The sequence below is a fragment of the Chryseobacterium vaccae genome, from assembly GCF_009602705.1.
GTDB classification, from domain to species: Bacteria; Bacteroidota; Bacteroidia; order Flavobacteriales; family Weeksellaceae; genus Chryseobacterium; species Chryseobacterium vaccae.
In genome coordinates, this window is the sequence record NZ_VSWH01000001.1 from 777,637 (window position 1) to 802,684 (window position 25,048).

The window sequence follows — 25,048 nt, forward strand, 5'->3', positions numbered from 1 at the left end:
AAAATTCTGCACAAAAAAAGCTCCTGAATTTCAGAAGCTTTATTTTTTTAATATATAGCTGATTTTATATCAGATTTACAGTTTAAATTCAAGTTTTACATTGAAGAAACGTCCTGTAAGACGCACAGGAACCGGATACATCTGGTTCGAGTTATAATCCGTAATCCATTGATTGGCTACTGTATTATTGATATTGAAAGCATTGAAAACCTGCACTCCTAAAGTAAGTTCTTCAAAATTACCCCAGAAACCATATCTCTTTTTCTTATCCTTGGAATCAATAAATACTTTGGAAAGACCTAAATCAACCCTTTTATAGGCTGGCAAAGTTTTCTGATATTGATAAGGATCGGTAAATACAGGAGCTCCGTTAGGAAGTCCCATGGAATAGATCAAAGTAAGGTTTACCCTCATCGATGGGAATTTCGGCATATAATCCTGGTAGAACATCGCAAACCTGAATCTCTGGTCTGTAGGTCTTGGAATATTTCCTCTTCCGTCTATATTTTCATAGATTCTGGAATAACTTGCAGACAACCAGGAATCAACTCCCGGAACAAATTCCCCGAAAAGTCTCGTATCAATTCCATACGCATATCCTGAAGCATTATTTTTACCGGAATAACGGATTCTCACGTTGTCCATATAATAAGGAATCAGGTTATCCATTTTCTTATAATAGGCTTCTGTAGTCAGCTTAAACGGTCTGTCATACATGTAGAATTCATAGTCATTGGAAAGGATGGCCTGAATGGAACGCTGCGATTTTATATTAGAATTGAAGTTTCCGTCAAGATCTTTGATCTCTTTGTAGAAAGGTGCCTGATAATAAATCCCTCCGGAAAGCTTGAAGGTCATATCAGATTCCCAATCCGGTTTTATGGCAAACTGGACTCTGGGTGAAAATATCGTTTCTTTATTGAAGCTCCAGTTGGAAACTCTTGCTCCGGCATTTAAAAATACTTTGCTCGCTCCCCAGTAGAACTTTTGGGAATATTGCGCATAAGCTGAGAGTCTTGAAGGTTCTATATTATTTTTTCCCGCGATCTGGTAAAACAGTCTTAGATCTCCTGTTCCTCCCGTTCTTGGGTCAACAATCGCCACCGGAAGACTGTATCCTGCAGAGTCTACCAGTTTCCATTCGTTGGTAAGGTCTTTCAGGTTTTCCTTTTCGTATTTAAAGCCTAATTCAATATTCGTATTCACATTCGGTGAAAAACGTGCTCTGAACTGGGTTCCATAGGTTTTTACATACAGGTCATTCCTTGCGTGCTCTATCTGTCCTCCGACATCGAAGCTGGATACAGGAGCCTGCGTTACAGGATCAAAAGTCTGCAATTCATAGCTGGAAGCAATGGAATAATACTCTTTTTCTCTGTTCTGATAAGCAAAGCTGTCTAAAGTAAATCTCCATTTATCTGATGGCTTATAGTTCAGTGAGAACGTTCCCATCATATTTTTATACATATCCTGCTCTTTACCGCCATATCCGATATTTACCGTAATGGGCTGCTGAAGGCTTCCGAAAGTAACACTTTTTGCCTTAGGAATCATTTCGTAGTCATTCTTGGAATAATACCCGATGAATGACATGGAAAATTTATCATTGACATGATAGTTGATATACGACTGGAAATCCCAATAAGTAGGATTGAAATCTGTGTCCTCGTTCAGCGTGTTCAGAACAAGATTGGTATTTCTGTACCTTCCTGAGAATAAAGCAGTCAGCTTTTTATTTTTTGAAGCCAGACCGGTTGTTAATCGTCCTCCGATCAAACTTGCTTCTCCTGAAAGTTCAAATTTTTCCGGCTCACGGTAATATACATTCAATGCCGAAGACATTTTGTCGCCATATTTGGCTTCAAAGCCTCCTGCTGAGAAGTTAACTACCGAAACCATGTCCGGATTGATGATACTCATCCCCTCTTGTTGAGAATTTCTGATCAGAAATGGACGGTAAATCTCAATATCATTAATGTAGATAAGGTTTTCATCATAGTTTCCGCCACGTACCATATATTGTGAAGACAGCTCGGTATTGGAACTTACTGAAGGAAGTGTTTTAAGCAGCCCTTCAATTCCTCCGCTTATTGTAGCTACACTTTGAGCCTCTTTTGCTGAGATCTTTACATTGGTAATATCAGAAGTTCTTCCGATCACTTTTTTCTGGAAAACAACTTCCTCAATATCGGTTACTCTTGTGGTTGTATCTTTTTTTCTGTTTTGAGAGAAAATCAATACGGGAACCATAAGGCTTAGTGGTAAAACTAGTTTTTTCAAAAGAAATATTTTAAGAATTTCTAAAATTAATTATTTTTTAACAATTACAAAATCGATTCTCTGATTCTTGTTAATTTTTGTAATAAATCTTCTAATAAATCCAGTCTTAGCATGTTGGCACCGTCTGATAAAGCTGTTTCAGGGGTTGGATGGGTTTCAATAAAAATTCCGTCCGCTCCTACTGCAATTCCGGCTTTGGCTACCGTTTCAATAAGATCAGGTCTTCCGCCTGTAACACCGGAACTCTGATTCGGCTGCTGTAATGAGTGGGTAACATCCAGAATAACAGGTGCATATTCCCTCATTGTAGGAATTCCTCTGTAATCCACGATCAGATCTGTATATCCGAAAGAATTTCCTCGTTCAATGATCGCTACTTTCTGATTATCAGAATCAGTTACCTTCTGAACGGCAAATTTCATGGATTCCGGAGAAAGAAACTGCCCTTTTTTCAGCGTTACGCACTTCCCTGTTTTCGCAGCAGCCACCAAAAGGTCGGTCTGGCGTACTAAAAATGCAGGGATCTGTAATACATCCACATACTGAGCGGCCAATGCTGCGTGCTCATTTTCATGAATATCCGTAGTGGTAGGAATATTAAAGGTCTCGCCTACTTTTTTCAGAATTTCAAGAGATTTTTCTTCACCGATGGAGGTAAAAGAATCTACACGGCTTCTGTTGGCTTTCTTAAAGCTTCCCTTGAAAATATAAGGAATGTTATATTTATCTGTAATATTGATTACTTTTTCAGCTATTCTTAAAGCCATATCTTCTCCTTCAATAATACAAGGACCGGCAATAAGGAAAAAGTTTTTTGAATCTTTGTGACTGATATTATCTAAATACTGAATCATTTTTATTTGAATTAAAAAGTTCAGTAAAAATACTGAGAAAGTTTCAGAATAGGAAATTATTTGAGCCTAAGAATAATTAAAAATATCCTGCATCAATACTCCGAAAAAAGCGGTCACCAAAAGTGAAATAAGAAAGAAAACAAATAAATAGGGAAAATATCTGTTTACCTGAAACACTTGGGTCAACAATAAATGAACCCCAAAAAGCAAGATATAGTAGCCTGAAAATACAATAATGATCTCCGGCAAGTTGTAAGGATCCGTAATAACAGCAATCAGGGAAATAACGATGAAGAATATAATAAACAGTTTATAGGTCTTCAAAGGGATCCGAAATGCCCAATAATAAAAGTTTGCAATGGCAAACATTACTGCAAGAAAAAGGAAAACGGCCATTTCTCAGTTAAAATTTCTTTAAAATCTTCTCAAACGTATTGATATTCCTGCTGGTCATCTGATCTTTCAGGCTTTTCTTTCCCAGCACTTTCCCGAATGTGGAATCCAGGGTATTACCTTTCGGAACCTGCCAATAGAAAATACCTTTAACGATTTCGGCTTTTTCATTTTCGGTTTTGGACGATTTTTCAAATTCTTCCATCAGTATATTTTCAACTCCCGGATTTCCCACAAAAGCATACAGATGAAGGTCATCGTTTTTTTCAAAAGGCCTTCCGTTCCAGAAAGCTTCTGTTTCTTCCAGAGATTTTATGAATAGAAAAGCTTCGTAAGAAAAGTGGTCAGACATGGCTTTCTCCAATATCTGCTTCAGTTCAGCGGCATTTTTATCTGAAGAAAAAACAATATTTCCTGAAGCCAGCACTGAACTTACATCAGTTACTCCTGCATTTTTAAAAACCTGACATACATCAGCCATTTTCATATTGGTTCCTTTTACGTTGACTCCTCGGAGAAAAGCACAGTATTTCATAGTTTCAGGTTTTAGGGTATTAGTTTTGAAAGATTTTAGAGCTTATGAGACTCTACCTGTTTTTTCAATGTTTTAATCAATTCTAATATACAAATTATAGTCTGTTCCTGAAGGTTTAAGCCTGTAGATCTTTTCCAGGATTTTATATTGACTTTTCAGGTGGTCTTTTACCCTGAATTCCTTCATCAGTTTGTAATGTGTCTGATAATAGGCAGCGTCTTTTCCTTCAAACAGGTTTTTGTAGGAAAGAAGATATTTTGGTTTTCTTTTTTTAACGGTATTAACCCAGTAATTAGCCCTGTCTTTCTTAACTTCTTCCTGAATCTGCTTATCAACCAATCCTACTTCGTCAATTGTTTTTAACCCTGAAAAGTAAGGTATATAGCCTGCAGGTTCCAGCAATATCCATTGTTTTTTATCTTTTTCAAAAGTTCCTAAATACAGGCCGATCATTCTGCGGTAATACCATTCTCCGTTTCCTGTTGCTATAGAATGTACAGTCTGAAAAGCAAACATCGGAAGGATATAAAATATAATGAGCAGTGATAACCACAACTTTCTTCTCTCTTTCTGCTCCAAAACAAAAATAAGAACGGGAACGAAAAGCAGTAATTGAGGAACCCAGTAATACCAGTCGAATAAACTTTTTTGAGAAATAAAAATAATCTGTTTTACCCACCCAAAAATGAAAATCATCCACAAAAAGTAGTTTCTTTTTTCCCTTTGTCTGATCAGGTAAATAAAGCAAAGCAGCTCAAAAATAAGGATCATAATCGTTATCGGGTTAAAGCTTCCGGGAAGTTTGAACATTCCCCAAAAGTTACCGAAACTCGCCCCAAAATATTCCAGGTGCTGTTGGAAAGTGAAATCACGCCCATACAGAAGTTTTTTGGCTGTAATGGTATTATTTACCAGTTCGCCAAAATAAAACCAGTTGAAAGACAGTACTGCCACAAGGCCTAAAATTCCTCCCAGTACATAGCGCCATCTGATCTTTCTGTTCCAGAAAATATCTACTAAAAATACAATTCCCAGGAAGATCACTGTATCTATTCTTGTAAACATGATGAGAATCGGCAGAAGAATCAGCGCCCATTTTTTATTTTTGCTGAAACCATAATACAGGAGTGCCATTTCAAGAAAGAAAAGGATTCCGTATTCCATTCCTAAGATTGAAATCTTAATGGCAGGAGGCAGAATTCCGATCAGAAATATAAAAATAGCTTTATGCCATGGATTTTTAAGAACCAAATGAGAAAGCAATACCGTTCCTATCGTAAAGAGTAAAGAGTTGAAGATTAAAAGAGGTTCAATAAAATTCTCTTTGCCAAAGATCAGGTTGAAGAAATAGGATACAAAAACATACAAATGTGTTGTAGAAGCTGAGATCCTTGTATTTCCGTTAAAACCTATAACTCCATAATCCAATAAGTTCTGTGCTACTCTCCAGGTGATAAAAGCATCTTCCTGAATATAGTGAGTCAATAAAAAAAAGATTTTAAAAACTACCGTAAAGGCTGCAGCATAGATGGGAAGGTTGTTGTTTTTAGTCTCGGTCATCGTGTATTTTTAGCGTCACAAATATAATCTTAAAAATCAGGAATCCCAATAATAAAAAAAACGGAACCGAAGTTCCGTTTTAAAGTATGAAGTTAAAGTTTCTATTGGGTTGCTTTAATGATCGCTGTAGTGATCTGCTCTTCTTTTTCTTTTGAATACGTAGAATCGAAAGGTTCCATCACATCAAATAAATACTGGTAGAAAGGCGTTATTTTCTGTACGTTTTCAGATTCTTTCATCGCCTTTTCTTTCCCCATCTGCTGAAGTTCTTTGATGAAAACATTGAACTTTTTATCAATTGGCTCTATCGATTTCACCAGATAAGCATATGCTTTTTCGTTCTGACCAATCTTTTTGTAAGCATCCGTAACCGCGGAAACCACAAGAGAATATTCCATTGGTTTCGTTCTCATCTGTCTTCTTACATAAGTCTGGTCAATAGGATCCAGGCTTAAATAGTAATCATATTCTTCGAAGATTCCTTTTTTAAGGATTTCCGCCAGCTGAAGACCTTTCTGCTCCTGACCTGCAACGATATATCCGGTTACCATCGCGCTTAATGAACGTGGATCGTTGTATTTTTCGGCAGGAATTTCTTTTGCTGCAAGATCAAGAATCTCAACCGCTTTAGCTTTCTGACCACTTAAGGCCAATGCTGAAGCCGCTCTGCTCGCTGACATTCTGTAGCTCATAATGTTTGAAGTAGCTGTTTCGTCAAAGTGAACATTTAAGTTTTTAAAGTTCCCCCATCTGAAATTTTTCACCACATTGTAAAGAGAATTTGCATCTACTTTCCCCATATCTCCATCCGGAGTCTGTACCGTATGTACAGGAACCAATCTGTAGCTGAATCCGTCAAACTGAAGGTATTCGTTCAGATAGAAAATATTTTCACTGTCATAGATTCCTCCTGAAGAGAAGCTGATCGGACGTTTCCAGTCGAAGTTCGCCAAAAGGTCCATCATAATCAGATTGTTTTTATAAAGAGTGTTTCCTTTGTAGGTGATCATAATTTGATTGACTACGTTCGGAAGATCTTCCTGGGTAATGATTCCTGCTTTTAAAGCATTTTCTTTGTTAACCGGAAGAATGAATTTATTAACCGGAAGAACGTTGTATTTCTCATATTTTTCTTCTCCGAAATACATTTTCAGAAGTTCATCTTTTTCAGGAGATTTGAATTTGATGAAATTAATTGCTTCTTTCAGGGTCAAAGAATCCTGTGTAAGATATTTTCTGAACGCTTGGAATTCAGTGTCAGGAACACCTTGTTGTTTAAGCATGGAGAATACACTTTCCCAATCCTCTTTCTTCATCATATAGATCTGGTCGTTTGAACCTTCTCTGTAATCTTCATGAGTCAGTTCACTTGGAATTCCTGCTGCATTATATGTCTTTCTTTTTACCTGATCAAGATTCCATGGAGTTGAAGCAAGGGTAAAATTAACCACTTTCACATCATCCCTGAATCTTTCCGTCTCTTGAATTGCCCACACAGGATAAGTATCATTATCCCCATAAACAAATAAAATATCATTTTTCGGAAGCGATTTTAATACTGAATAAGCATAATCATATGCAGTATACCTGTTGCTTCTGTCATGTACATTATAATTCTGGAATCCCATCATAAAAGGAACTCCTAACAGAATAACACCCAGAGCAATATTAGCTCCGTTGGATTTTATTTTGGACTGAAGGAACCATAAAATAGCTCCGGCCCCCATTCCGATCCAGATGGCAAAGGCATAAAAAGAGCCTACCATCGCATAATCTCTTTCTCTTGGCTCAAAAGGTTTTACCCCTGTATAAAAAACAATCCCTACACTTGTCAGGACAAACAAGGAAAGAAGGGCATAAAATCTTCCGAAATCTCTGTTCAGTTGGAAAAAGAAACCAATTAATCCTAAAATTAATGGAAGGAAGAAGAATTTCACCGTACTTTCATTCTGGAATTTAGCAGGCATTTTATCCTGGTTTCCTAATAAAGCATTGTCTATAAATGAAATTCCCGAGATCCAGTTTCCTTTTGTATTTTCCATGTTTCCTTCAAGGTCGTTTTGTCTTCCTACAAAGTTCCACATCAGGTATCTTACAAAATAGTATCCGTTCTGGAAAGAAATGAAATAATCAAGATTCTGGGCCAATGAAGGTTTCTGAACGTTGATCAGATCGTATGGTTTTACTTTTAAATAGTCTGCTGCTGTGATGGTTTTATCTTCATATTTCGCTCTCAGCTCGTCAAAGATCTGCTTGGCCTGAGGGTTGTCTGCAACATCTTCGTTGGCATAGTTCAAAGTAAAATCCGGGGCTCCGTACATAGAAATGTAGTTGGCCATTACATCTTTATCTTCATTGAACATTCTTGGCATCAGACTTACATGAGACTTGTTGAATACGTAGTTGAACCTGTCATTCGTCTTTCTGTACGTACCGGTTTTTTCGTCTTTTTCGTAAACCTCTCCGGTTTTTGTGGTCTTGAAGCTTCCGTCTTCATTTTTTTCAATTCCTTTGGCATCAAGGAAAGCGGTATAATTCTGTCCATAAATTGTCGGCCAGTCTCCGTACTGCTCTCTGTTATAATAATCCAGCATTCCAATCGCGGTATCAGGATCATTAAGGTTCATCGGAGGATTGGCATTTGCTCTTATTGGAATTACCATCCAGCATGAGAAACCGATAATCATATACACAATTGATAAGGCTGCAGTCTGGAAAATATTTCTTTTTGCTTTTCTCGCATACTTAATAATGAAATAGCATAAAACTGTCATTAAAATAAACGCGGCAATTGTTCCTGAGTGGAAAGGAAGGCCCAGTCCGTTTACAAAGAAAATCTCCAGCTTTCCGAACATCGTCATGATCAAAGGGAAGATAATTTTAAAAACAATAATCAGAATTCCCAGCGTAATCGCGTTAGCCCAGATAAAATTTTTCCATGTAAACTTGTAATTTCTGGCATAATAAACCAGACATACCGCAGGAACTGCCAGCATACACATCATGTGTACTCCTACAGAAAGCCCTAATACAAAGAAAATAAGGATAATCCATCTTTCACTGTCCGTTGCCTGATATTCATTTTCCCATTTCGTGATCAGCCAAACCAGCAAAGCAATAAACATGGAAGCCATTGAATATACTTCTCCTTCTACTGCTGAAAACCAGAATGTATCTGAAAACGTAAAACATAAAGCTCCTATAGCTCCGGCAAAGAGAATAGAGATTTCCTGATGTTTTGTTACTTCTTCAAAATCCTTGTTCAGAAGTCTTCTTACAAAATGTGTGATGGTCCAGAACAAGAACAGAATCGTTAGTGCACTGAACAGGGCAGACATCGCGTTAATTACGATTGAATAATTTTCGCCTTTTCCTAATGCAAAAATGGCGGCTACAGCCCCCACAATCTGGAATAATGCAGCTCCCGGAGCGTGCGTTACTTCAAGTTTTACAGCAGAAGAAATGTACTCACCGCAGTCCCAGAAACTGAAGTTGGGCTCTATGGTAGACAAGTACGTGAAAAAAGCAATGACAAAAATCACCCATCCTAAAACGGTGTTCCATCGCCTAAAAGTCCAATTTTTCATAGTATTAAATCAATTACGCGAAAGTAAGGCTTTTAAATTATTTTATGTTGTTTTTAACACAATTTAAAAAAAATGGCGTAGTATTTGTGATGATACTTCCGCTAAGATTGCAAATAAGAAAATAGATTTTCCTAAATCGCTGTCTAGAAATCAAACAAAAGTTTAGAAATTATTTATTTTTTTGTATTTTTGCGGTCAGATTTTTATTGAAAATAACAAATAATGAGTAATGTTTACGATAATATTCTTGGCCTTGTAGGAAATACTCCTATGGTGAAGCTTAATACTGTTACAAAAGATATTCCTGCAACCGTTTATGCCAAGTTAGAATCATATAATCCTGGACATTCCACTAAAGATAGAATTGCACTTCATATTATAGAAAACGCAGAGCAGAAAGGTTTATTGAAGGAAGGATCTGTAGTTGTTGAAACAACTTCAGGGAATACAGGATTTTCTATAGCAATGGTTTGTATCATTAAAGGATATCAGTGTATTCTTGCCGTAAGTGACAAGACAAAGCCTGAGAAAATCGCTTATTTAAAAGCATTAGGAGCTACAGTATATATCTGTCCTGCCAACGTTCCTGCAGATGATCCGAGATCATACTATGAAGTTGCTAAAAGAATTGCTTCAGAAACACCAAATTCAGTTTACATCAATCAGTATTTCAACGAGCTGAACATTGATGCACATTACCAGACTACCGGTCCTGAAATTTGGGAGCAGACGGAAGGTAAAATCACTCACCTTTTTGCCTGCACTGGAACAGGTGGAACATTATCAGGTTCAGCAAAGTTTTTAAAAGAAAAGAATCCGGGCATCAAGATCATCGGTGTAGATGCAGACGGTTCTATTCTAAAAAGCTACCATGAGACGGGAGAGATTCATAAAGAAGACGTTCATCCTTATCAGATTGAAGGAATGGGAAAAAATTTAATTCCTTCTGCCCTTCTTTTTGATAAAGTAGATGAATTTGTAAGAGTGAACGATGAAATGTCAGCCTACAGAACCCGTGAAATTGCTTTGAAAGAAGCTATCATGGGCGGCTACACTACCGGAGCCGTAACCCAGGCATTAATTCAGTATGCACAGTCCCATGAACTGACTAAGGATGATATGATTGTACTGATCTATCCAGATCACGGTTCAAGGTATATTACCAAAGTATACAGTGATAAATGGATGGCGGAACAGGGTTTTGTTAACAACTGCGTACACAATTACGATGAAGTTTTCAAGACCGAGTTCATTAAATAGAATAATATAAACCACGATACAAATAAAGCCTTTTGTGTTCTACAGGAAAGGCTTTTTTACTTAAAAATTACGATACAACATGTTGGATATTTTTGAAAGAATAAAAGAAAATCCAGGACCTCTTGGACAGTTTGCAGATTACGGAGAAGGCTATTTTATATTCCCGAGATTAGAGGGGCCTATCGGTCCAAGGATGCAGTTCCAGGGAAGAGAAGTAATTTTCTGGAGTGCCAATGACTATTTAGGATTATGTAATCACCCTGAAGTAATTGAAGCAGATGCCAAAGCTGCTGCGGAATACGGAATGTTCTACCCGATGGGAGCAAGAGCTATGTCTGGGGAAACAGAACAACACCTTCAGCTGGAAAGAGAACTGGCAGATTTTGTACAAAAAGAATCAGCATATTTATTAAATTTCGGTTATCAGGGAATGGTTTCTACCATTGATGCTCTGGTAAACAGAAATGATGTAATCGTTTATGATGTAGATTCTCATGCCTGTATTGTAGACGGTGTAAGACTTCATGCCGGAAAAAGATTTACCTACAGACACAACGATATTGCCAGTCTTGAGAAAAACCTTCAGAGAGCGACTAAAGTTGCAGAGGAAACAGGCGGCGGTATTTTAGTGATTACGGAAGGTGTTTTCGGAATGAGAGGTCAGCAGGGAAAAATCAAAGAAATCTGCGAGCTGAAATCCAAATACAGCTTCAGACTTTTGGTAGATGATGCCCACGGATTCGGAACACTTGGAAAAACAGGAGCTGGAGCTGGTGAAGAGCAGGGATGTCAGGATCAGATCGACGTATACTTCTCTACTTTTGCTAAATCAATGGCAGGTTTCGGAGCCTTCTTAGCTGGTGATAAGGAAATTATCAGATATCTGAAATTCAATTTAAGATCTCAGATTTTCGCTAAATCTCTTACGATGCCAATGGTAATCGGAGGTTTAAAGAGACTTGAGCTATTGAGAACAAGACCGGAAATCAAGGCCAAACTTTGGGAAAATGTAAATAAATTACAAAACGGACTTAAAGAAAGAGGATTCAATATTGGTGATACGAATACGTGTGTAACTCCAGTAATGATGCAGGGAACTCCGGTAGAAGCAACTCTTCTGGTGAAAGACCTAAGAGAGATCTACGGAATCTTTACTTCAGTAGTTGTGTATCCGGTAATTCCGAAAGGAATGATCCTTCTGAGATTAATTCCTACAGCTTCTCATACAGATGCGGAAATTAATGAAACGCTGGCTGCATTTGAAGCTATTCACGATAAACTAGTAAGTGGTTACTATAAAGAGCAGGAACAGAAACTTCTGCAGGAGCAGGGGTTAAGTTTCAAGCCAATTTAATAATAAAAATTTCAAAAAAACCACTGAACTTCTTCAGTGGTTTTTTTATGATTCAACTATAAAATCTGTAAAAGAAAAATGAAAATTAAAGGTTATCTGTTAGGTGTTTTGTCATCCGTTTCATATGGACTGATTCCAATCTTTATCCTGCCGCTGAAGCAGGCTAAATTCTCAATGGATATTACTTTGTTTTACCGTTTTTTATTTTCTGCCATGATGGTAGGCGGATATCTGCTTTATTCTAAGGAAAGCTTCAGAATCAATAAAAAAGAAGCCTTACTCCTTGCTGTTTTAGGTATTTGCTACGCTCTTTCCTCGGAGTTCTTATTTATAGGATATGATTTCCTTACTCCGGGTATTGCTTCTACAGTACTCTTCATTTATCCGGTTATTGTGGCACTCATTATGTTTTTCTTTTATAGGGAAAGACTTACAAAGTTATCTGTAGCTTCCCTTTTACTGGCTTTTGCCGGAGTTATTGTTTTATGCTTAAAAGGAGAAGGTTTTGAAATCAACTTTGCAGGTTTGGGGGTTGTCATGCTAAGCTCTTTATTCTATGCACTTTATATGGTGATTGTCAATAAATCAGGACTTAAGGTTTCCGGATTTAAACTTTCGTTTTATTCTATGCTGTTCACTTCAGGATTTTTTATGCTTAAAGCCTCTGTTGGCGGGCAGTCTTTCGCTATACCCTCCCTATCTATATTTTTAAGCTTTATTGTTTTTGCATTTCTTACTACCGTTATTTCCAGCCTGTGTCTGGTGTACGCTATAAAGTATATAGGTTCTACACCAACAGCTATTTTAGGGGCCCTGGAGCCCGTAGTTGCTGTTATGGTAAGTGTTCTAATGTTTCATGAGAAGTTCACAGGCAATCTTCTTATCGGAATCACATTGATTCTTTTGGGTGTTATCCTTAATGTCATTGCAGGCAGCATAAAATCAAGACGGATTAAGATGCATGCCAACTAAAAAATACATGATTACTTACAGATTACACTTAGATATTCTCTAACAATCGGAGATATCAATAGAATCAATAAACCAAAAATAATTCTCTCATACGGAGAATTTTGAAAATAAGTTTGGCTTTCCGGCGTAATTTTTTTCAGTTTTTCAATGTATATTTGTATAACAGTCCCTCACCTGCATATCTGTTATACAGAGATGCATTTTTACTTTACCAATAAATACAGCAGTGATGAAAACAGAAAAACTAACAAAAGAACAATTAAACGGCCGGATAAAAACAACTTCAGAAAAGTTGTACGCTGCCGTTCAGACCGCTCTGGATTTTACTTTCCTCAGCGAACATGATCCGGATGATGAAAGCTTTTCAGAATTTCTTGAAATGCTGGACTCCGAAACAGCAGAAAAAATACGGGAAGCTTCTTTGCAAATGAATAATGACCATGATGAACCTGAAATTCTGTTGATGAAAAATGAATGCACAACCTCTCTCAATCTTATTGCTGAAGATGGTGAAGGTTTCAAAATCATCCTGATTGAAGGTCATTTGGAACTATCGGGAAATTTATTCATCGAAGAATATGTTACCCTTATTGTGACAGGGCAGATTAAAGCTAAAAACATAATTGTTAACGGTTCTCTCTATTCCTCAGGGAGTCTTTCCTGCAGCGTGCTCTTTGGAGCATCCTCTAATGATCATGAAACATATATTGGAGGAAATATTTATGCTTCCCTTGTTGCAGAAAACGGACAATACACTGTTTCAGAAGGTAAAATATATTCCAAATATCTAATCAGTTTTCATAATGAAATTGAAGGAAAATCAGGAAGGTTTATTGAAAATGCTTTGATTGACAATGACAGTGAAGCAGCCAGATTAAATCCTGAAGTGCTGAATAAAAACGGATATTTTGATGAACAGGCTTTTCTGAGTTTCATTAATCAGCATCAGGTGGAAGCTTTATTTTATTGAATACTTTATATCCCGTAGAATTAAATAGTCAGCTTCATCGAAGCAACAGTATCAATATAAATCTTTGCATTGATAAAAATAACATGTGTTTTTTTTACTACAAATCGAAGATTCAACGAAGTCAAAAAGCACAACAGAATTTAAACACTTTAGTGATTTTTAAGTTAAAAACATTGTGTATAAAAGTTCACTTAAAATTAAAAATCTACGATTTTTATTATATTAATTAAAAAGATCTGCGTCATCTGAACAATCTGCGACCTTTTAAAAATATCCATAAACATCAGTGAAATCTGAGCAATCTGTGGGGAATTCTTTGAGGCAAAAAAGATTTTTACGGATTCGGCAGTGTAAAATTTTATCGTAGATAAAATCCTTGCGATCTTTTATACAGTCTGTAAAATAACTCTTACAACCTTGTGTATTCCAACGAAAAATCTGTTCAATCTGCAAATCAAGGAGAAATAAAATATCTGTCTATAAATCAAATTCAGGGTTTGCAATATACAGCACAAATTGTCTATCTTTGACGAACAGTTAACAGAGATCATTTAAAACCATAACCATCTGTTTATCAAAGCAAAACGGATTATATTTTCTCATATTTAACTGAATCCTAAAAATAAATTTGTAAAAAATTCCTGTTGAAAGATCTTCTTCTTATCACTCCGCCTTTTACCCAGCTCAATACTCCTTATCCGGCAACAGCTTATATTAAAGGGTTTTTGAATACCAAAAATATTTCTAGTTACCAGGTTGATTTAGGAATTGATGTTATTTTGAAACTCTTTTCAAAAAACGGAATCCAGCGGATTTTTGACCAGCAGATCGATCTTCAGGCTGTTTCTGAAAATTCACAGCGAATTTTTGCTTTAAAAGAGGAATATTTAAAAACGATAGATCAGGTCATTCCTTTTCTGCAGGGAAAAACACCAACTTTGGCAAGACAGATCTGCAGCATGAATTTTCTTCCCGAAGCTTCCCGTTTCAACCAATTGGATGATATGGAATTTGCTTTCGGAAACATGGGTCTTCAGGATAAAGCCAAGCATCTTGCCACTTTATATCTGGAAGATATTTCTGATTATATTGTAGAAAATATCGACCCCGATTTTGGTTTCAGCAGATACGCCGAACGTCTGGGAAAAAGTGCCAATTCATTTGATGAATTGTATTCAAAGTTATCAGATAAACAGACTTTTATTGATGATTTCACTTTAGAAATTCTTGAGGAAAAGCTGGAAATAGTACAGCCTAAACTGGTTTGTTTTTCAGTTCCTTTTCCGGGAAATCTATATGCAGGATTCAGATGTGCCCAATGGATTAAAAAGAACTATCCACACATCAAAACAGCAATGGGTGGTGGCTTTCCCAATACAGAACTAAGGGAGATCAAAGATCAGAGAGTATTTGAATTTTTTGATTTTATTACATTGGATGATGGTGAAATTCCTCTTGAACTTCTTCATGAAAATGTAATCAATCCTAAAGAAAATCAGGAATACAAAAGAACTTTTTTAATTGAAAATCAAGAAGTTGTTTATAAGAATAATTCTAAACGACACGATTATAAACAAGCTGATATCGGAACTCCTGACTATACGGATCTTCAGTTAGACCAATATATCTCAGTCATTGAAATCGCCAATCCCATGCACAGTTTATGGAGCGACGGGAGATGGAATAAACTGACCATGGCCCACGGCTGCTATTGGGGGAAATGTACATTCTGTGATATTTCCCTGGATTATATTAAAATCTATGAACCCATTTCTGCAAAAATTCTGGTTGACAGAATGGAAGAACTCATTAGAACAACTGGTGAAACAGGATTTCATTTTGTAGACGAAGCCGCCCCACCAGCCTTAATGCGGGAGGTTGCCCTGGAAATTTTGCGAAGAAATTTGGTCGTTACCTGGTGGACCAACATCCGTTTTGAAAAAAGTTTCACCGGAGATCTTTGTTATCTGTTGAAACTTTCAGGATGTGTTGCTGTTTCAGGAGGGCTGGAAGTAGCCAGTGACAGACTTTTGCAATTAATTGACAAAGGGGTTTCCGTAGAACAGGTAGCCAAAGTAACCAGAAATTTCACAGAAGCCGGAATCATGGTTCATGCTTACCTGATGTATGGCTACCCTACTCAGACCATTCAGGAAACTGTAGACTCTTTGGAAATGGTAAGACAGATGTTTGAGATGGGAATTCTTCAAAGCGGATTCTGGCATCAGTTTGCCATGACTGCCCACTCACCTGTCGGACTTCGTCCTGAGGAATTCGGAGTGATTCCCGTAAAGGAAAAAATTCTGTTTGCTCATAATGATATTGACTTTAAGGATAAAACCGGAATTGATCATAGCCAATTCAGTTTCGGTCTGAAAAAATCTCTTTTCAATTATATGCATGGAGTCAATTTTGAACTTCCGCTTCAGGAATGGTTTGATTTTAAAATTCCGAGAACAACTATTCATCCGGACCACATTCATGACTGTCTTTTGGAAGATGAAACCTTCAGCCTGAAAAACAGCTCAAAAATTATCTTTTTAACCCAAAACGTAATCGCTGAGAATCGTGTAAAAAATAAAAAGAAATACTCCGGTACATTTACGCTGCTTACATTCCACTTAAAAACGAATATTGTGAAGGTAGAACTGGAGCAGGAAAAAGCGGAATGGCTGATGGCTATTCTCAAAGAAAATTCCGTGAATAATTCGAAGAAAGCTACTATTCAACAACTTAAGAATGATTTTGAAGAAAATTTTGAGGATTTTGAATTGTTCTGGTTTTCAAAACCTATGCAGCAACTGAAAGAAAATGGGGTTATTTTATCGCTTTAATTTTTGAGATAAAATTGAGCAGGAAATTTAATTTTAATGATTTAAATATTTTTTCTCGCAGATTTTTCAGATTGAGCAGATTTTTATGGAATAACATCTGAGTAATCCTGTTTCCATTTAATTTTTTCTGCAATTTCTTCGAAGGAATATTTTCCGAATTCTATAACCTTTCCTTTGTCATTAATATAGCCGTAGTTTTCGCATTGGGTATAATAATGTTGACAGTCCGTTTCTCCGGGGTGATCATTCCATAGAACATCTTTACATTCTTTTCCAATAATTGCTTTCCCTTTATGAAAAGAAGAAACTATTTCAAATTGCGGCTGGATAACTATTTTGCCCTTTCCATCTGCAAAGCCTATTTTACCGTTTTTGCCGACAATTCTTATTTTATTATTAATCACATCATCAGGGCTTGGTGTTCCTTTTTCGGTATTCAAAACCTGAAATAACTTCTTTCCATTAATATCGACTGCTGTCCAGCCTTCTTCACCCCGAATTGAAAAGATTGAAAAATATCCCAATGTTTCAGGCCTGTAATTCAAACGGAAAGAATCATCCAGTTTTCTAATTACTTTGCCGTTTTTATCAGCAATATAAGCTGTAGAATAATCATTATTCTGATAAATGATCTGGAATTTTTGTGCTGAAAAGACTGAAAACGAAAACAATAACAGGAAAATCAAAACTTTCATAGGCTGTATTTTGTATGAAAGTTAATGAAAAAATTTAATGCATTGGAAAACTGTAGCTTTGCTTAATCTATTTTTTCGACGGGTTGAAACCCGTCGCAATTGAATAAATTGTTTATAATAGAGTGTTCCTCCACTGTTGTTCGAAAGATTCTTATTAGAAAAAATGAGTTAAAACCCATTTTATTATAGCCTTATTATTGTGAAGTTTGTTTCTCAACGGGACCCACAGATACTTTTTCCTGTATTTTAATAAAATTCGGATCCATAATAGCCATTCGTTCTGCTATTGCTTTGTAGGTTGGAAATTTCAGGAGAGCCGCTCTGCCGGACATTTGTCTGTAAATGGTAAAAATTTTTCCGTTCGTTGTCTTGATTTGTTTCATTGTTGTGCTATACCGTCCTATTAACTTACTTTTCGCATCATACACTTCAATATCTACGAAGGTTTTATCGGTAATAGTATCTTCTGAGCCAAAGCTTACAGGTAAATTTGTAAAATAGCCTACGGGAATCCCGTTACTTAAAATCTCACCAACTTTATTAACCTCAATGTTCAGTTTATCTATTTTGTTCCGGGTTGAATAAGCATCTTTTGTTTTACTGTCCAGCTTTCTTTTCGGGACATTTTTAAAAATATCATCCAGATTTTTAATGTTGACTCCTTTGTTATCGATAATTTTTAAGTCTTTTATTGAGGTGTAAACCGCCGATTTTTCTTCTCCTGAGAATGCTGAAGGTGAACTGTAATCCAGATCTATGGTTTTATCCCTGTTATACACTCTGTTCAACCGGATATAGCTGTCTCTTACAGAATCTACGATACTTTTATCTATAAATTCCATTGTATAAATCGGGGTCTCCTTCAGATCCATAAATGTATAAATACTGGATTTGTTTGAAATTTTGGCTACATGCACTCCGTCAAGACTTACAATACCTCTTTTCGTTTTGAAATTCTGGGCATTGAGGCAAATTCCCAGAACAGCAAAGAATATGATCACACCTTTCTTCATAGGATCAGATTTTATGGCATAAAAAAAAGTGTAACAAAGTTACACTTTCTTGAAAATATATTTAGCTTTTCATTTAATTATTCACAAAGGATAATTCCTTTATTATTATTAAATTCTACAACACCGCTTTTGATAGGGTAAGAAAAAGCTGAATCTTTTTCGTTTTCTTTAGTTAAGTTTTTCGTATATGCTTCATCAATAGATTTAGCAAAAAGCTTTACTTTACCTTCGATCAAAGAAGAAACGATACCTGCGTGATTTTTCATGATGTGAAATTCACCACTTTTCCCCGGCAATAGTACAGAGTCTACTTCCCCTTCAAAAACTACATATTCTGGTGTTAAAATTTTTATATTCATTTAATTTAGATTTGAAGATTTCAGATTTCAGATTTCAGACAACCTTAAAGTCTCATGTCTGGTATCTGTTATCTTTATGTCTAATTTATTAAGCGTTTTCAGCTAGCATTTTTTGTCCAGCTTCGATAGCTTCTTCGATAGTTCCTTTCAGGTTGAAAGCAGCTTCCGGAAGGTGATCTAGTTCACCATCAATGATCATGTTGAATCCTTTGATGGTATCTTTGATGTCTACCAAAGATCCTGGAATACCTGTAAACTGTTCTGCTACGTGGAAAGGCTGAGATAGGAATCTCTGAACTTTTCTTGCACGGTAAACTACTGATTTATCTTCTTCTGAAAGTTCTTCCATACCAAGGATAGCAATAATATCCTGAAGTGCTTTATATCTCTGAAGGATTTCTTTTACTCTCTGAGCACAGTTGTAGTGTTCTTCACCGATAATTTCAGGAGCAAGGATTCTTGAAGTAGAAGCTAGAGGATCTACCGCTGGATAGATACCTAATGAAGCGATCTTTCTGTCAAGTACCGTAGTTGCATCCAAGTGAGCAAACGTCGTTGCAGGAGCCGGGTCAGTTAAGTCATCCGCAGGTACGTATACCGCCTGTACTGAAGTAATAGATCCGTTTTTAGTTGAAGTAATTCTTTCCTGCATTGCTCCCATCTCAGAAGCAAGTGTTGGCTGATATCCTACCGCTGAAGGCATACGACCAAGAAGTGCAGACACCTCAGAACCAGCCTGTGTAAAACGGAAGATGTTATCTACGAAGAAAAGTACGTCTCTACCCTGTCCGCTTTCACCACCATCTCTGTAGTACTCAGCTAATGTAAGACCAGAAAGTGCTACTCTCGCTCTTGCACCTGGTGGCTCATTCATCTGACCAAACACGAATGCAGCTTTAGAATCTTTCATTACTTCAAGATCTACTTTAGAAAGATCCCAACCTCCATTTTCCATAGAGTGCATGAATTCGTCACCATATTTAATAATTCCGGATTCCAACATCTCTCTCAAAAGGTCATTTCCTTCTCTCGTTCTTTCACCTACTCCGGCAAATACAGAAAGACCTCCGTGTCCTTTTGCAATATTGTTAATCAACTCCTGGATCAATACTGTTTTACCTACCCCGGCACCACCGAACAAACCAATTTTACCTCCTTTTGCGTAAGGCTCGATAAGGTCGATTACTTTAATACCTGTAAACAAAACTTCTGCAGAAGTTGAAAGTTGATCAAATTTTGGAGCTTCTCTGTGGATTGGCAGTCCGCCCTCCTTAGAAATATTCTGAAGCCCGTCGATAGCATCCCCAACAACGTTGAATAGTCTTCCGTTCACAGCCTCTCCGATAGGCATTGTAATAGGATTTCCGTATCCAATTACATCCTGACCTCTTTTAAGACCGTCTGTAGCATCCATTGCGATACATCTTACTGTATCTTCTCCAATATGCTGCTCTACTTCTAAGACTACTTTTTCACCGTTTTCCTTTGTAATTTCTAACGCGTCATAAATACTTGGAATTGCTTCCACATCTGTAAAGACAACGTCGATTACCGGACCAATAATTTGAGAAATTTTACCTTTAATTTGGTTTGCCATTGCTAAATTTTTTCTTGGTGCAAATATAATGATTCTTCATAAACCCGCAATTGGTAAAAAAAAGATTTTTATCATACTTTTGGGATTGGGATAAGTTTGGAAAAATTAGAAAGTTTTTTTATTGTTATAGACTGATTGCAGAATGCTGACAACACGGGAAAGTTGAATGTGAATGATCCCTTTTTAAAATTTCAAATTAATTTTATCGCATCCTAACATCGCTTCTTTAAAACTCGTCTTATTCAAAATAAAGGTTTTATATTTGCAGTCAAAATTTTTTCCGTTTTGAAAGTGTTCAAAAATTTTAAAGATTACTCTTCTCAAAGGCCTCTAGCGCTGTCTTTAGGAATGTTTGACGGGGTACATCTGGGACATAAAAGCATCATTGATGAACTTATAAAATCAGGTAAAGAAAACAATCTGGAAACCGCTGTCCTTACTTTTTGGCCGCATCCGCGTTTTGTTTTCAACCCTAATGAAGATCTTAAACTTCTCAACACCCTTGAAGAAAAGAAGCAGCTGGTTGAAAAATATGGCATTGATCATTTATTTTTGAAAGAATTTGATGAAGAGTTCAGAAATCTTACCGGCGAAGAATTTGTCCGCCAGATTCTGATCGAAAAATTAAATGTAAAATATCTCATCATCGGCTACGATCATTCCTTCGGAAAAAATAAAAGCGGAAACTTTGAGCTTCTTCAAAAACTGTCTAAAGAGCTAGATTTTGAAGTTGAACAGATGGAAGCCATCAATATTCATGAGAATAATATCAGTTCTACGAAGGTCCGCAATGCACTTCTGGCCGGAAATATAAAGGAAGCCAATGAAATGCTGGGATACTCCTACTCTGTTTCGGGAACGGTGGTTCATGGAAAGAAAATCGGAAGAACCATTGGGTATCCTACTGCTAATATTGAAACAGAATCTCTTAAACTTCTTCCTAAAAAGGGAGCTTATGTTGTTGAAGTTGAAGTAAAAGGCCAACAACACAAGGGAATGTTAAGTATTGGCACCAATCCTACGGTAAACGGAGAAAAACTAACCGTTGAAGTTTATATTCTTGATTTTGATGATGATATTTATGATGAAAAGATCACGGTAAAATTCAGAGATTTTCTGCACGATGAGATTAAATTTGAAGGTCTTGAAAAACTAATTGAGAGACTGGATGAAGATAAAAGGCTGACGGAAGTGTTTAAGTTTTAACACTTTTAATCATAAAATGATAACAGAATAATCCACTTCATATAGACTGCACCCAAAAGTTTAGACAAAATTAAACAATATTATTATATGAAAGAGTTCGGTACTGTACCGGACTCTTTCCTTTTAGATTAAGTCTTATCCTGTCGTTATTGTAGTAATTGATATACTTCTTTATTTCTTTTTTGAGCTCATCAATGGTTTTAAATTTCTTAGTATAGAACATTTCAGATTTTAAAGTTCCAAAGAAGTTTTCTATTACCGCATTATCCAGGCAGTTTCCTTTGCGGGACATACTTTGGATAATGCCTTTTTCTTTTAACAGATGCTGATAGGCTTTCATCTGATATTGCCAGCCTTGATCAGAGTGGATAATGAGGTTTTCAGTATTCTTGATTTTTCTGAGCCCTTTTTTGAGCATATTTACAACCTGTGCAAAGGCAGGCCTTTCCGAGAGATCGTAACTGATAATCTCGCCATTGTAAAGATCAATTATCGGCGAAAGATACAATTTACTGCCCGAGACGTTAAATTCTGTCACATCAGTGGCCCATTTTCTGTTTGGCTGATCTGCCTTAAAGTTCCTCTCCAGAATATTTGGTGCTATCCTGCCTTGCTCTCCCCGGTAAGATCTGTATTTTTTAACCCTAACGATACTTTTCAATCCTAGGGTCTTCATCAGTCTTAAGACCGTTTTATGATTAATTACAATTCCTTGCTGTTTCATAATCAAAGTAATACGACGGTATCCAAACCGGCCTTTATGCCTATGATAAATCTGTTTTATCAAAGTTTTTACTTCTCCATATTTATCTTTTTTATCAAGAGCTTTCTGATGGTAATAGAAACTGCTTCTGGCCATACCTGTACAATCCAGCAGGAGTGACAGGTCATATTTTCGCCTTAATCCTTCGATGGCCTCTGCTTGTTCTTTTTGAGAGTTAAGGCGTCTAACTTTTTTAGAAAATCAATTTCAGCTCGAAGCCTTTCGTTTTCCAATAAAAGTTCTTCTTCTCTGGTCAATGGCTTATCGGACTTTCTTTTCTTACGCTTGTGATCACTCATAATGCAGGGTCTTCCTTTGGGTTTGTTCTTTAACCCTAAAATACCACTTTTTTCGTAATCCCTTTGCCAATTCAACACGCTAGACTGAGCTGCGATATCGAATCGGATACATGCTTCCCTTTGGGAGATATGTTCTGTTTCGATGGCTTTTAGAACTTTAACCTTAAAATTCAGGGAATAGCTCTTGTTTTTTCTCGGTTGTAGCCCCGAGATTACGTACTTGTTATAAAAACCAATCCATTTGCGCAGATTGCTTTCATTAAATCCTTTCTCTGTTGCTATAGATTCAATCGAACGATAAGAGTTTTTGTGAAGATTAATACATTCTAATTTGAAAGCAACGCTAAATTTTTCTTTTCTATACATAAAAAAATGCCCCTAAAAAGTGTCTAACTTTTTGGGGGCAGTCCAATATGAGGTGGATTTTAGTTTTATAGGTCTTTATTTTTTTTTCTCTGGTAAGCAAAATCCTTGATTTTTTTACCATTTAGCTCTTCAGTATCTCCTCTTTTGCTTTTTTCGTCAGCGAATTAAATACTAAATCATAGGACTGATCTATCATTTTAAATACCAGATCTCTCTTCAGGCCGTCTGTCATCACAGAATTCCAATGGGTTTTATTCATATGAAATGCTCCTGTAATTTGTGGATACTGTTCACGGAGTTCTGCACTCCATTCAGGGTCTGTTTTCACATTAATATTCAAAGGTTGTTTTTCCAAGGGCATCAGTAAGAACATTTTGGTTCCTACTTTCATAACAAGTGTTTCGTTGTCAAAAGGAAATGTTTCTGTAACCCCTTTTTTGGCAAGACAGTAATCCAGAATTTCGTTGGCATCCATATTTTATTTATGAGTAATGGGTAATTAGCTATGAGTAATATATAATGAGTGGTAACTGATATTTACCGTTTCTTTTGGCCTTTTATTAATTCAAATTTAGTAAATTTAAGAAAGAAAATATCGTTTCATCAAACCCAATTGTTATGAAAGCTTTAGTAATCGGTGCCACAGGTGCTACAGGAAAAGATTTAGTCAATCAATTGCTCAATGACAAAGATTTTGAGGAAGTTGATGTTTTTGTCAGAAAACCTATTGATATTCAGGATGACAAACTAAAAGTACATGTTGTAAATTTTGAAAATCCTGAAGAATGGAAAGATCAGGTTAAAGGTGATGTTGCATTTTCCTGTTTAGGAACTACATTAAAGGCTGCCGGAAGTAAAGAAGCGCAACGGAAAGTAGATTTTGGCTATCAATATGAGTTTGCCAAAGCTGCTAAAGAGAATGAAGTGGAAGATTATATTCTTGTTTCAGCTTATGGAGCCAGCCCGGAATCTAAGATTTTTTATTCTAAAATGAAAGGAGAGCTGGAAGAAGCTGTAAAACAACTCCATTTTACCAAGATCACTATTTTCAAACCCGGAATGCTTGAACGGAAAGATTCGGAAAGGACGGGTGAAGTGCTCGGCAGCAGGATTATTAAATTTGCCAATAAATTAGGTCTTCTGGAAAGCCAGAAACCGCTTCCTACCGATATTTTAGCTAAAGCAATGATTAATTCCTCAAAAATAAAGAGTAATGGGTATTCCAGTATTAAGCTGGGAAATATTTTTTGCTTTGCAGAGAAGAAGGTGGAATAATGTTATGGGTTGGAAGCTGGAAGAGAGAGGATGGAAGTTTTATAAGCCATCATATTTAAAGTCTCACGTTAAAATTGCTTAGATTTTTTTAAGGACAAGAGCATAACTTAGCAAAGTAATACAAAGGAGTTGTATTTCAAAGATGCTTAGTGAACCTGGTTCTGAAATATTTAACTCCGTTCAGTATGATATTTCTAATACGCCCTGTATCATTGGGCTGTCATACTGAGCGGAGTCAAAATTGATAAACTAAGTGTTTATTGTTTTCTGTTATTTCAGATGTTTTGTAATGGCTTCGTCTGTAGGTTTTGTCGTACTTACGAAGGTATCTACCAGTTTTCCATTTTCATCGACAAGGAATTTGGTGAAATTCCAAAGGATCGTGGTGTTTTTTATCCCGTTAAGTTCTTTTTCCGTAAGATATTTAAAGATCGGTGCGGTATCATCTCCTTTTACGGAAACTTTTGCAGCCATCGGGAATGTTACTCCATAATTTTTCTGGCAGAAAGTCCCGATTTCAGTATTGGTTCCCGGTTCCTGGCCTCCAAAATTGTTGGCTGGAAAACCTACAATTACCAGTTTGTCTTTATGTTCTTCATATACTTTCTCCAGATCAGCATACTGCGGTGTAAACCCACACTCTGAAGCTGTGTTCACAATAAGGATCTTTTTTCCTTTGAAATCTGCAAAATTGATTTCGTTTCCGTCAAGGCTTTCTACCTTGAAATCATATATTGTTTTTCCCATAAGTTCTTTGGTTTTAGCTTGAGAAATTTCACTTTTCTGGTTGGTACAGTTTTGTAAAAATGCCACAAAAGAAAGCAGCAGCAAGAACATCTTTTTCATTTTTATCGATTTTAAGCAGCCATGCTGCGT

At 36.5% G+C, this 25,048-nt stretch carries 20 protein-coding genes; 7 read left to right on the forward strand and 13 right to left on the reverse strand.

Features of this window, described 5'->3' with window-relative positions:
* Positions 1-75 precede the first annotated feature (75 nt).
* The 5 genes from FW768_RS03540 to FW768_RS03560 form a co-directional block, all read right to left on the reverse strand.
* Positions 76-2,280, reverse strand: coding sequence for a TonB-dependent receptor plug domain-containing protein (locus tag FW768_RS03540; RefSeq protein ID WP_153392450.1), 2,205 nt, complete (start codon positions 2,278-2,280; stop codon positions 76-78).
* A gap of 44 nt (positions 2,281-2,324) precedes the next feature.
* Positions 2,325-3,134, reverse strand: a complete 810-nt coding sequence (kdsA, locus tag FW768_RS03545; protein WP_153392452.1) for a 3-deoxy-8-phosphooctulonate synthase — start codon at positions 3,132-3,134, stop codon at positions 2,325-2,327.
* A 403-nt stretch (positions 3,135-3,537) separates the two neighbouring features.
* Positions 3,538-4,062, reverse strand: coding sequence for a DUF1697 domain-containing protein (locus FW768_RS03550; protein ID WP_153392454.1), 525 nt, complete (start codon positions 4,060-4,062; stop codon positions 3,538-3,540).
* A 72-nt stretch (positions 4,063-4,134) separates the two neighbouring features.
* Positions 4,135-5,622: a hypothetical protein gene (locus FW768_RS03555; RefSeq protein WP_153392456.1), complete on the reverse strand. Its 1,488-nt coding sequence runs from the start codon at positions 5,620-5,622 to the stop codon at positions 4,135-4,137.
* 101 nt (positions 5,623-5,723) lie between these two features.
* Positions 5,724-9,209 carry a glycosyltransferase family 117 protein gene (locus FW768_RS03560; protein WP_153392458.1) on the reverse strand — a complete coding sequence of 1,162 codons (3,486 nt, stop codon included), beginning with the start codon at positions 9,207-9,209 and terminating at the stop codon, positions 5,724-5,726.
* Positions 9,210-9,431: 222 nt separating this feature from the next.
* On the opposite strand from FW768_RS03560, the gene FW768_RS03565 reads away from it, so the two are divergent.
* From FW768_RS03565 to FW768_RS03585, 5 genes are all read left to right on the forward strand, one after another.
* Positions 9,432-10,469: a PLP-dependent cysteine synthase family protein gene (locus tag FW768_RS03565; protein ID WP_153392460.1), complete on the forward strand. Its 1,038-nt coding sequence runs from the start codon at positions 9,432-9,434 to the stop codon at positions 10,467-10,469.
* Positions 10,470-10,551: 82 nt separating this feature from the next.
* Positions 10,552-11,823: an aminotransferase class I/II-fold pyridoxal phosphate-dependent enzyme gene (locus FW768_RS03570; protein WP_185152040.1), complete on the forward strand. Its 1,272-nt coding sequence runs from the start codon at positions 10,552-10,554 to the stop codon at positions 11,821-11,823.
* 78 nt (positions 11,824-11,901) lie between these two features.
* On the forward strand, positions 11,902-12,795 hold the full coding sequence (locus FW768_RS03575) for a DMT family transporter (RefSeq protein ID WP_153392464.1): 894 nt from the start codon (positions 11,902-11,904) through the stop codon (positions 12,793-12,795).
* 229 nt (positions 12,796-13,024) lie between these two features.
* Positions 13,025-13,765, forward strand: coding sequence for a hypothetical protein (locus FW768_RS03580; protein WP_153392466.1), 741 nt, complete (start codon positions 13,025-13,027; stop codon positions 13,763-13,765).
* Between the two features lie 644 nt (positions 13,766-14,409).
* On the forward strand, positions 14,410-16,599 hold the full coding sequence (locus FW768_RS03585) for a B12-binding domain-containing radical SAM protein (protein ID WP_153392468.1): 2,190 nt from the start codon (positions 14,410-14,412) through the stop codon (positions 16,597-16,599).
* A gap of 83 nt (positions 16,600-16,682) precedes the next feature.
* On the opposite strand, the gene FW768_RS03590 is transcribed toward FW768_RS03585, so the two are convergent.
* The 4 genes from FW768_RS03590 to atpD all read right to left on the reverse strand — a co-directional run bounded on the left by FW768_RS03590 (position 16,683) and on the right by atpD (position 20,263).
* Positions 16,683-17,294, reverse strand: coding sequence for a WG repeat-containing protein (locus FW768_RS03590; RefSeq protein ID WP_153392470.1), 612 nt, complete (start codon positions 17,292-17,294; stop codon positions 16,683-16,685).
* A 194-nt stretch (positions 17,295-17,488) separates the two neighbouring features.
* Entirely contained in the window at positions 17,489-18,307 is an 819-nt protein-coding gene (locus FW768_RS03595) for a hypothetical protein (protein ID WP_153392472.1), read from the reverse strand.
* A gap of 77 nt (positions 18,308-18,384) precedes the next feature.
* Entirely contained in the window at positions 18,385-18,666 is a 282-nt protein-coding gene (locus FW768_RS03600; protein ID WP_153392474.1) for a FoF1 ATP synthase subunit delta/epsilon, read from the reverse strand.
* Between the two features lie 88 nt (positions 18,667-18,754).
* On the reverse strand, positions 18,755-20,263 hold the full coding sequence (atpD, locus tag FW768_RS03605; protein WP_153392477.1) for a F0F1 ATP synthase subunit beta: 1,509 nt from the start codon (positions 20,261-20,263) through the stop codon (positions 18,755-18,757).
* Positions 20,264-20,548: 285 nt separating this feature from the next.
* Here atpD and FW768_RS03610 point away from each other — a divergent pair, with 285 nt between their 5' ends.
* On the forward strand, positions 20,549-21,469 hold the full coding sequence (locus FW768_RS03610; protein ID WP_153392480.1) for a bifunctional riboflavin kinase/FAD synthetase: 921 nt from the start codon (positions 20,549-20,551) through the stop codon (positions 21,467-21,469).
* Positions 21,470-21,539: 70 nt separating this feature from the next.
* On the opposite strand, the gene FW768_RS03615 is transcribed toward FW768_RS03610, so the two are convergent.
* The 3 genes from FW768_RS03615 to FW768_RS03625 all read right to left on the reverse strand — a co-directional run bounded on the left by FW768_RS03615 (position 21,540) and on the right by FW768_RS03625 (position 23,372).
* Complete coding sequence (locus tag FW768_RS03615) at positions 21,540-22,382, reverse strand: IS3 family transposase (protein WP_153392340.1); 843 nt, start codon at positions 22,380-22,382, stop codon at positions 21,540-21,542.
* Positions 22,370-22,897, reverse strand: coding sequence for a helix-turn-helix domain-containing protein (locus tag FW768_RS03620; protein WP_153392342.1), 528 nt, complete (start codon positions 22,895-22,897; stop codon positions 22,370-22,372). The genes FW768_RS03615 and FW768_RS03620 overlap by 13 nt, the downstream gene beginning before the upstream one ends.
* 121 nt (positions 22,898-23,018) lie before the next feature.
* Complete coding sequence (locus FW768_RS03625; protein WP_153392483.1) at positions 23,019-23,372, reverse strand: MmcQ/YjbR family DNA-binding protein; 354 nt, start codon at positions 23,370-23,372, stop codon at positions 23,019-23,021.
* Positions 23,373-23,515: 143 nt separating this feature from the next.
* On the opposite strand from FW768_RS03625, the gene FW768_RS03630 reads away from it, so the two are divergent.
* Positions 23,516-24,172, forward strand: a complete 657-nt coding sequence (locus FW768_RS03630) for an NAD(P)H-binding protein (RefSeq protein WP_153392486.1) — start codon at positions 23,516-23,518, stop codon at positions 24,170-24,172.
* 270 nt (positions 24,173-24,442) lie between these two features.
* Here FW768_RS03630 and FW768_RS03635 read toward each other — a convergent pair whose 3' ends face one another.
* Positions 24,443-25,018 (reverse strand): glutathione peroxidase, encoded by a 576-nt coding sequence (locus tag FW768_RS03635; RefSeq protein WP_153392489.1) that lies wholly within the window; start codon positions 25,016-25,018, stop codon positions 24,443-24,445.
* Between the last annotated feature and the right edge of the window lie 30 nt (positions 25,019-25,048).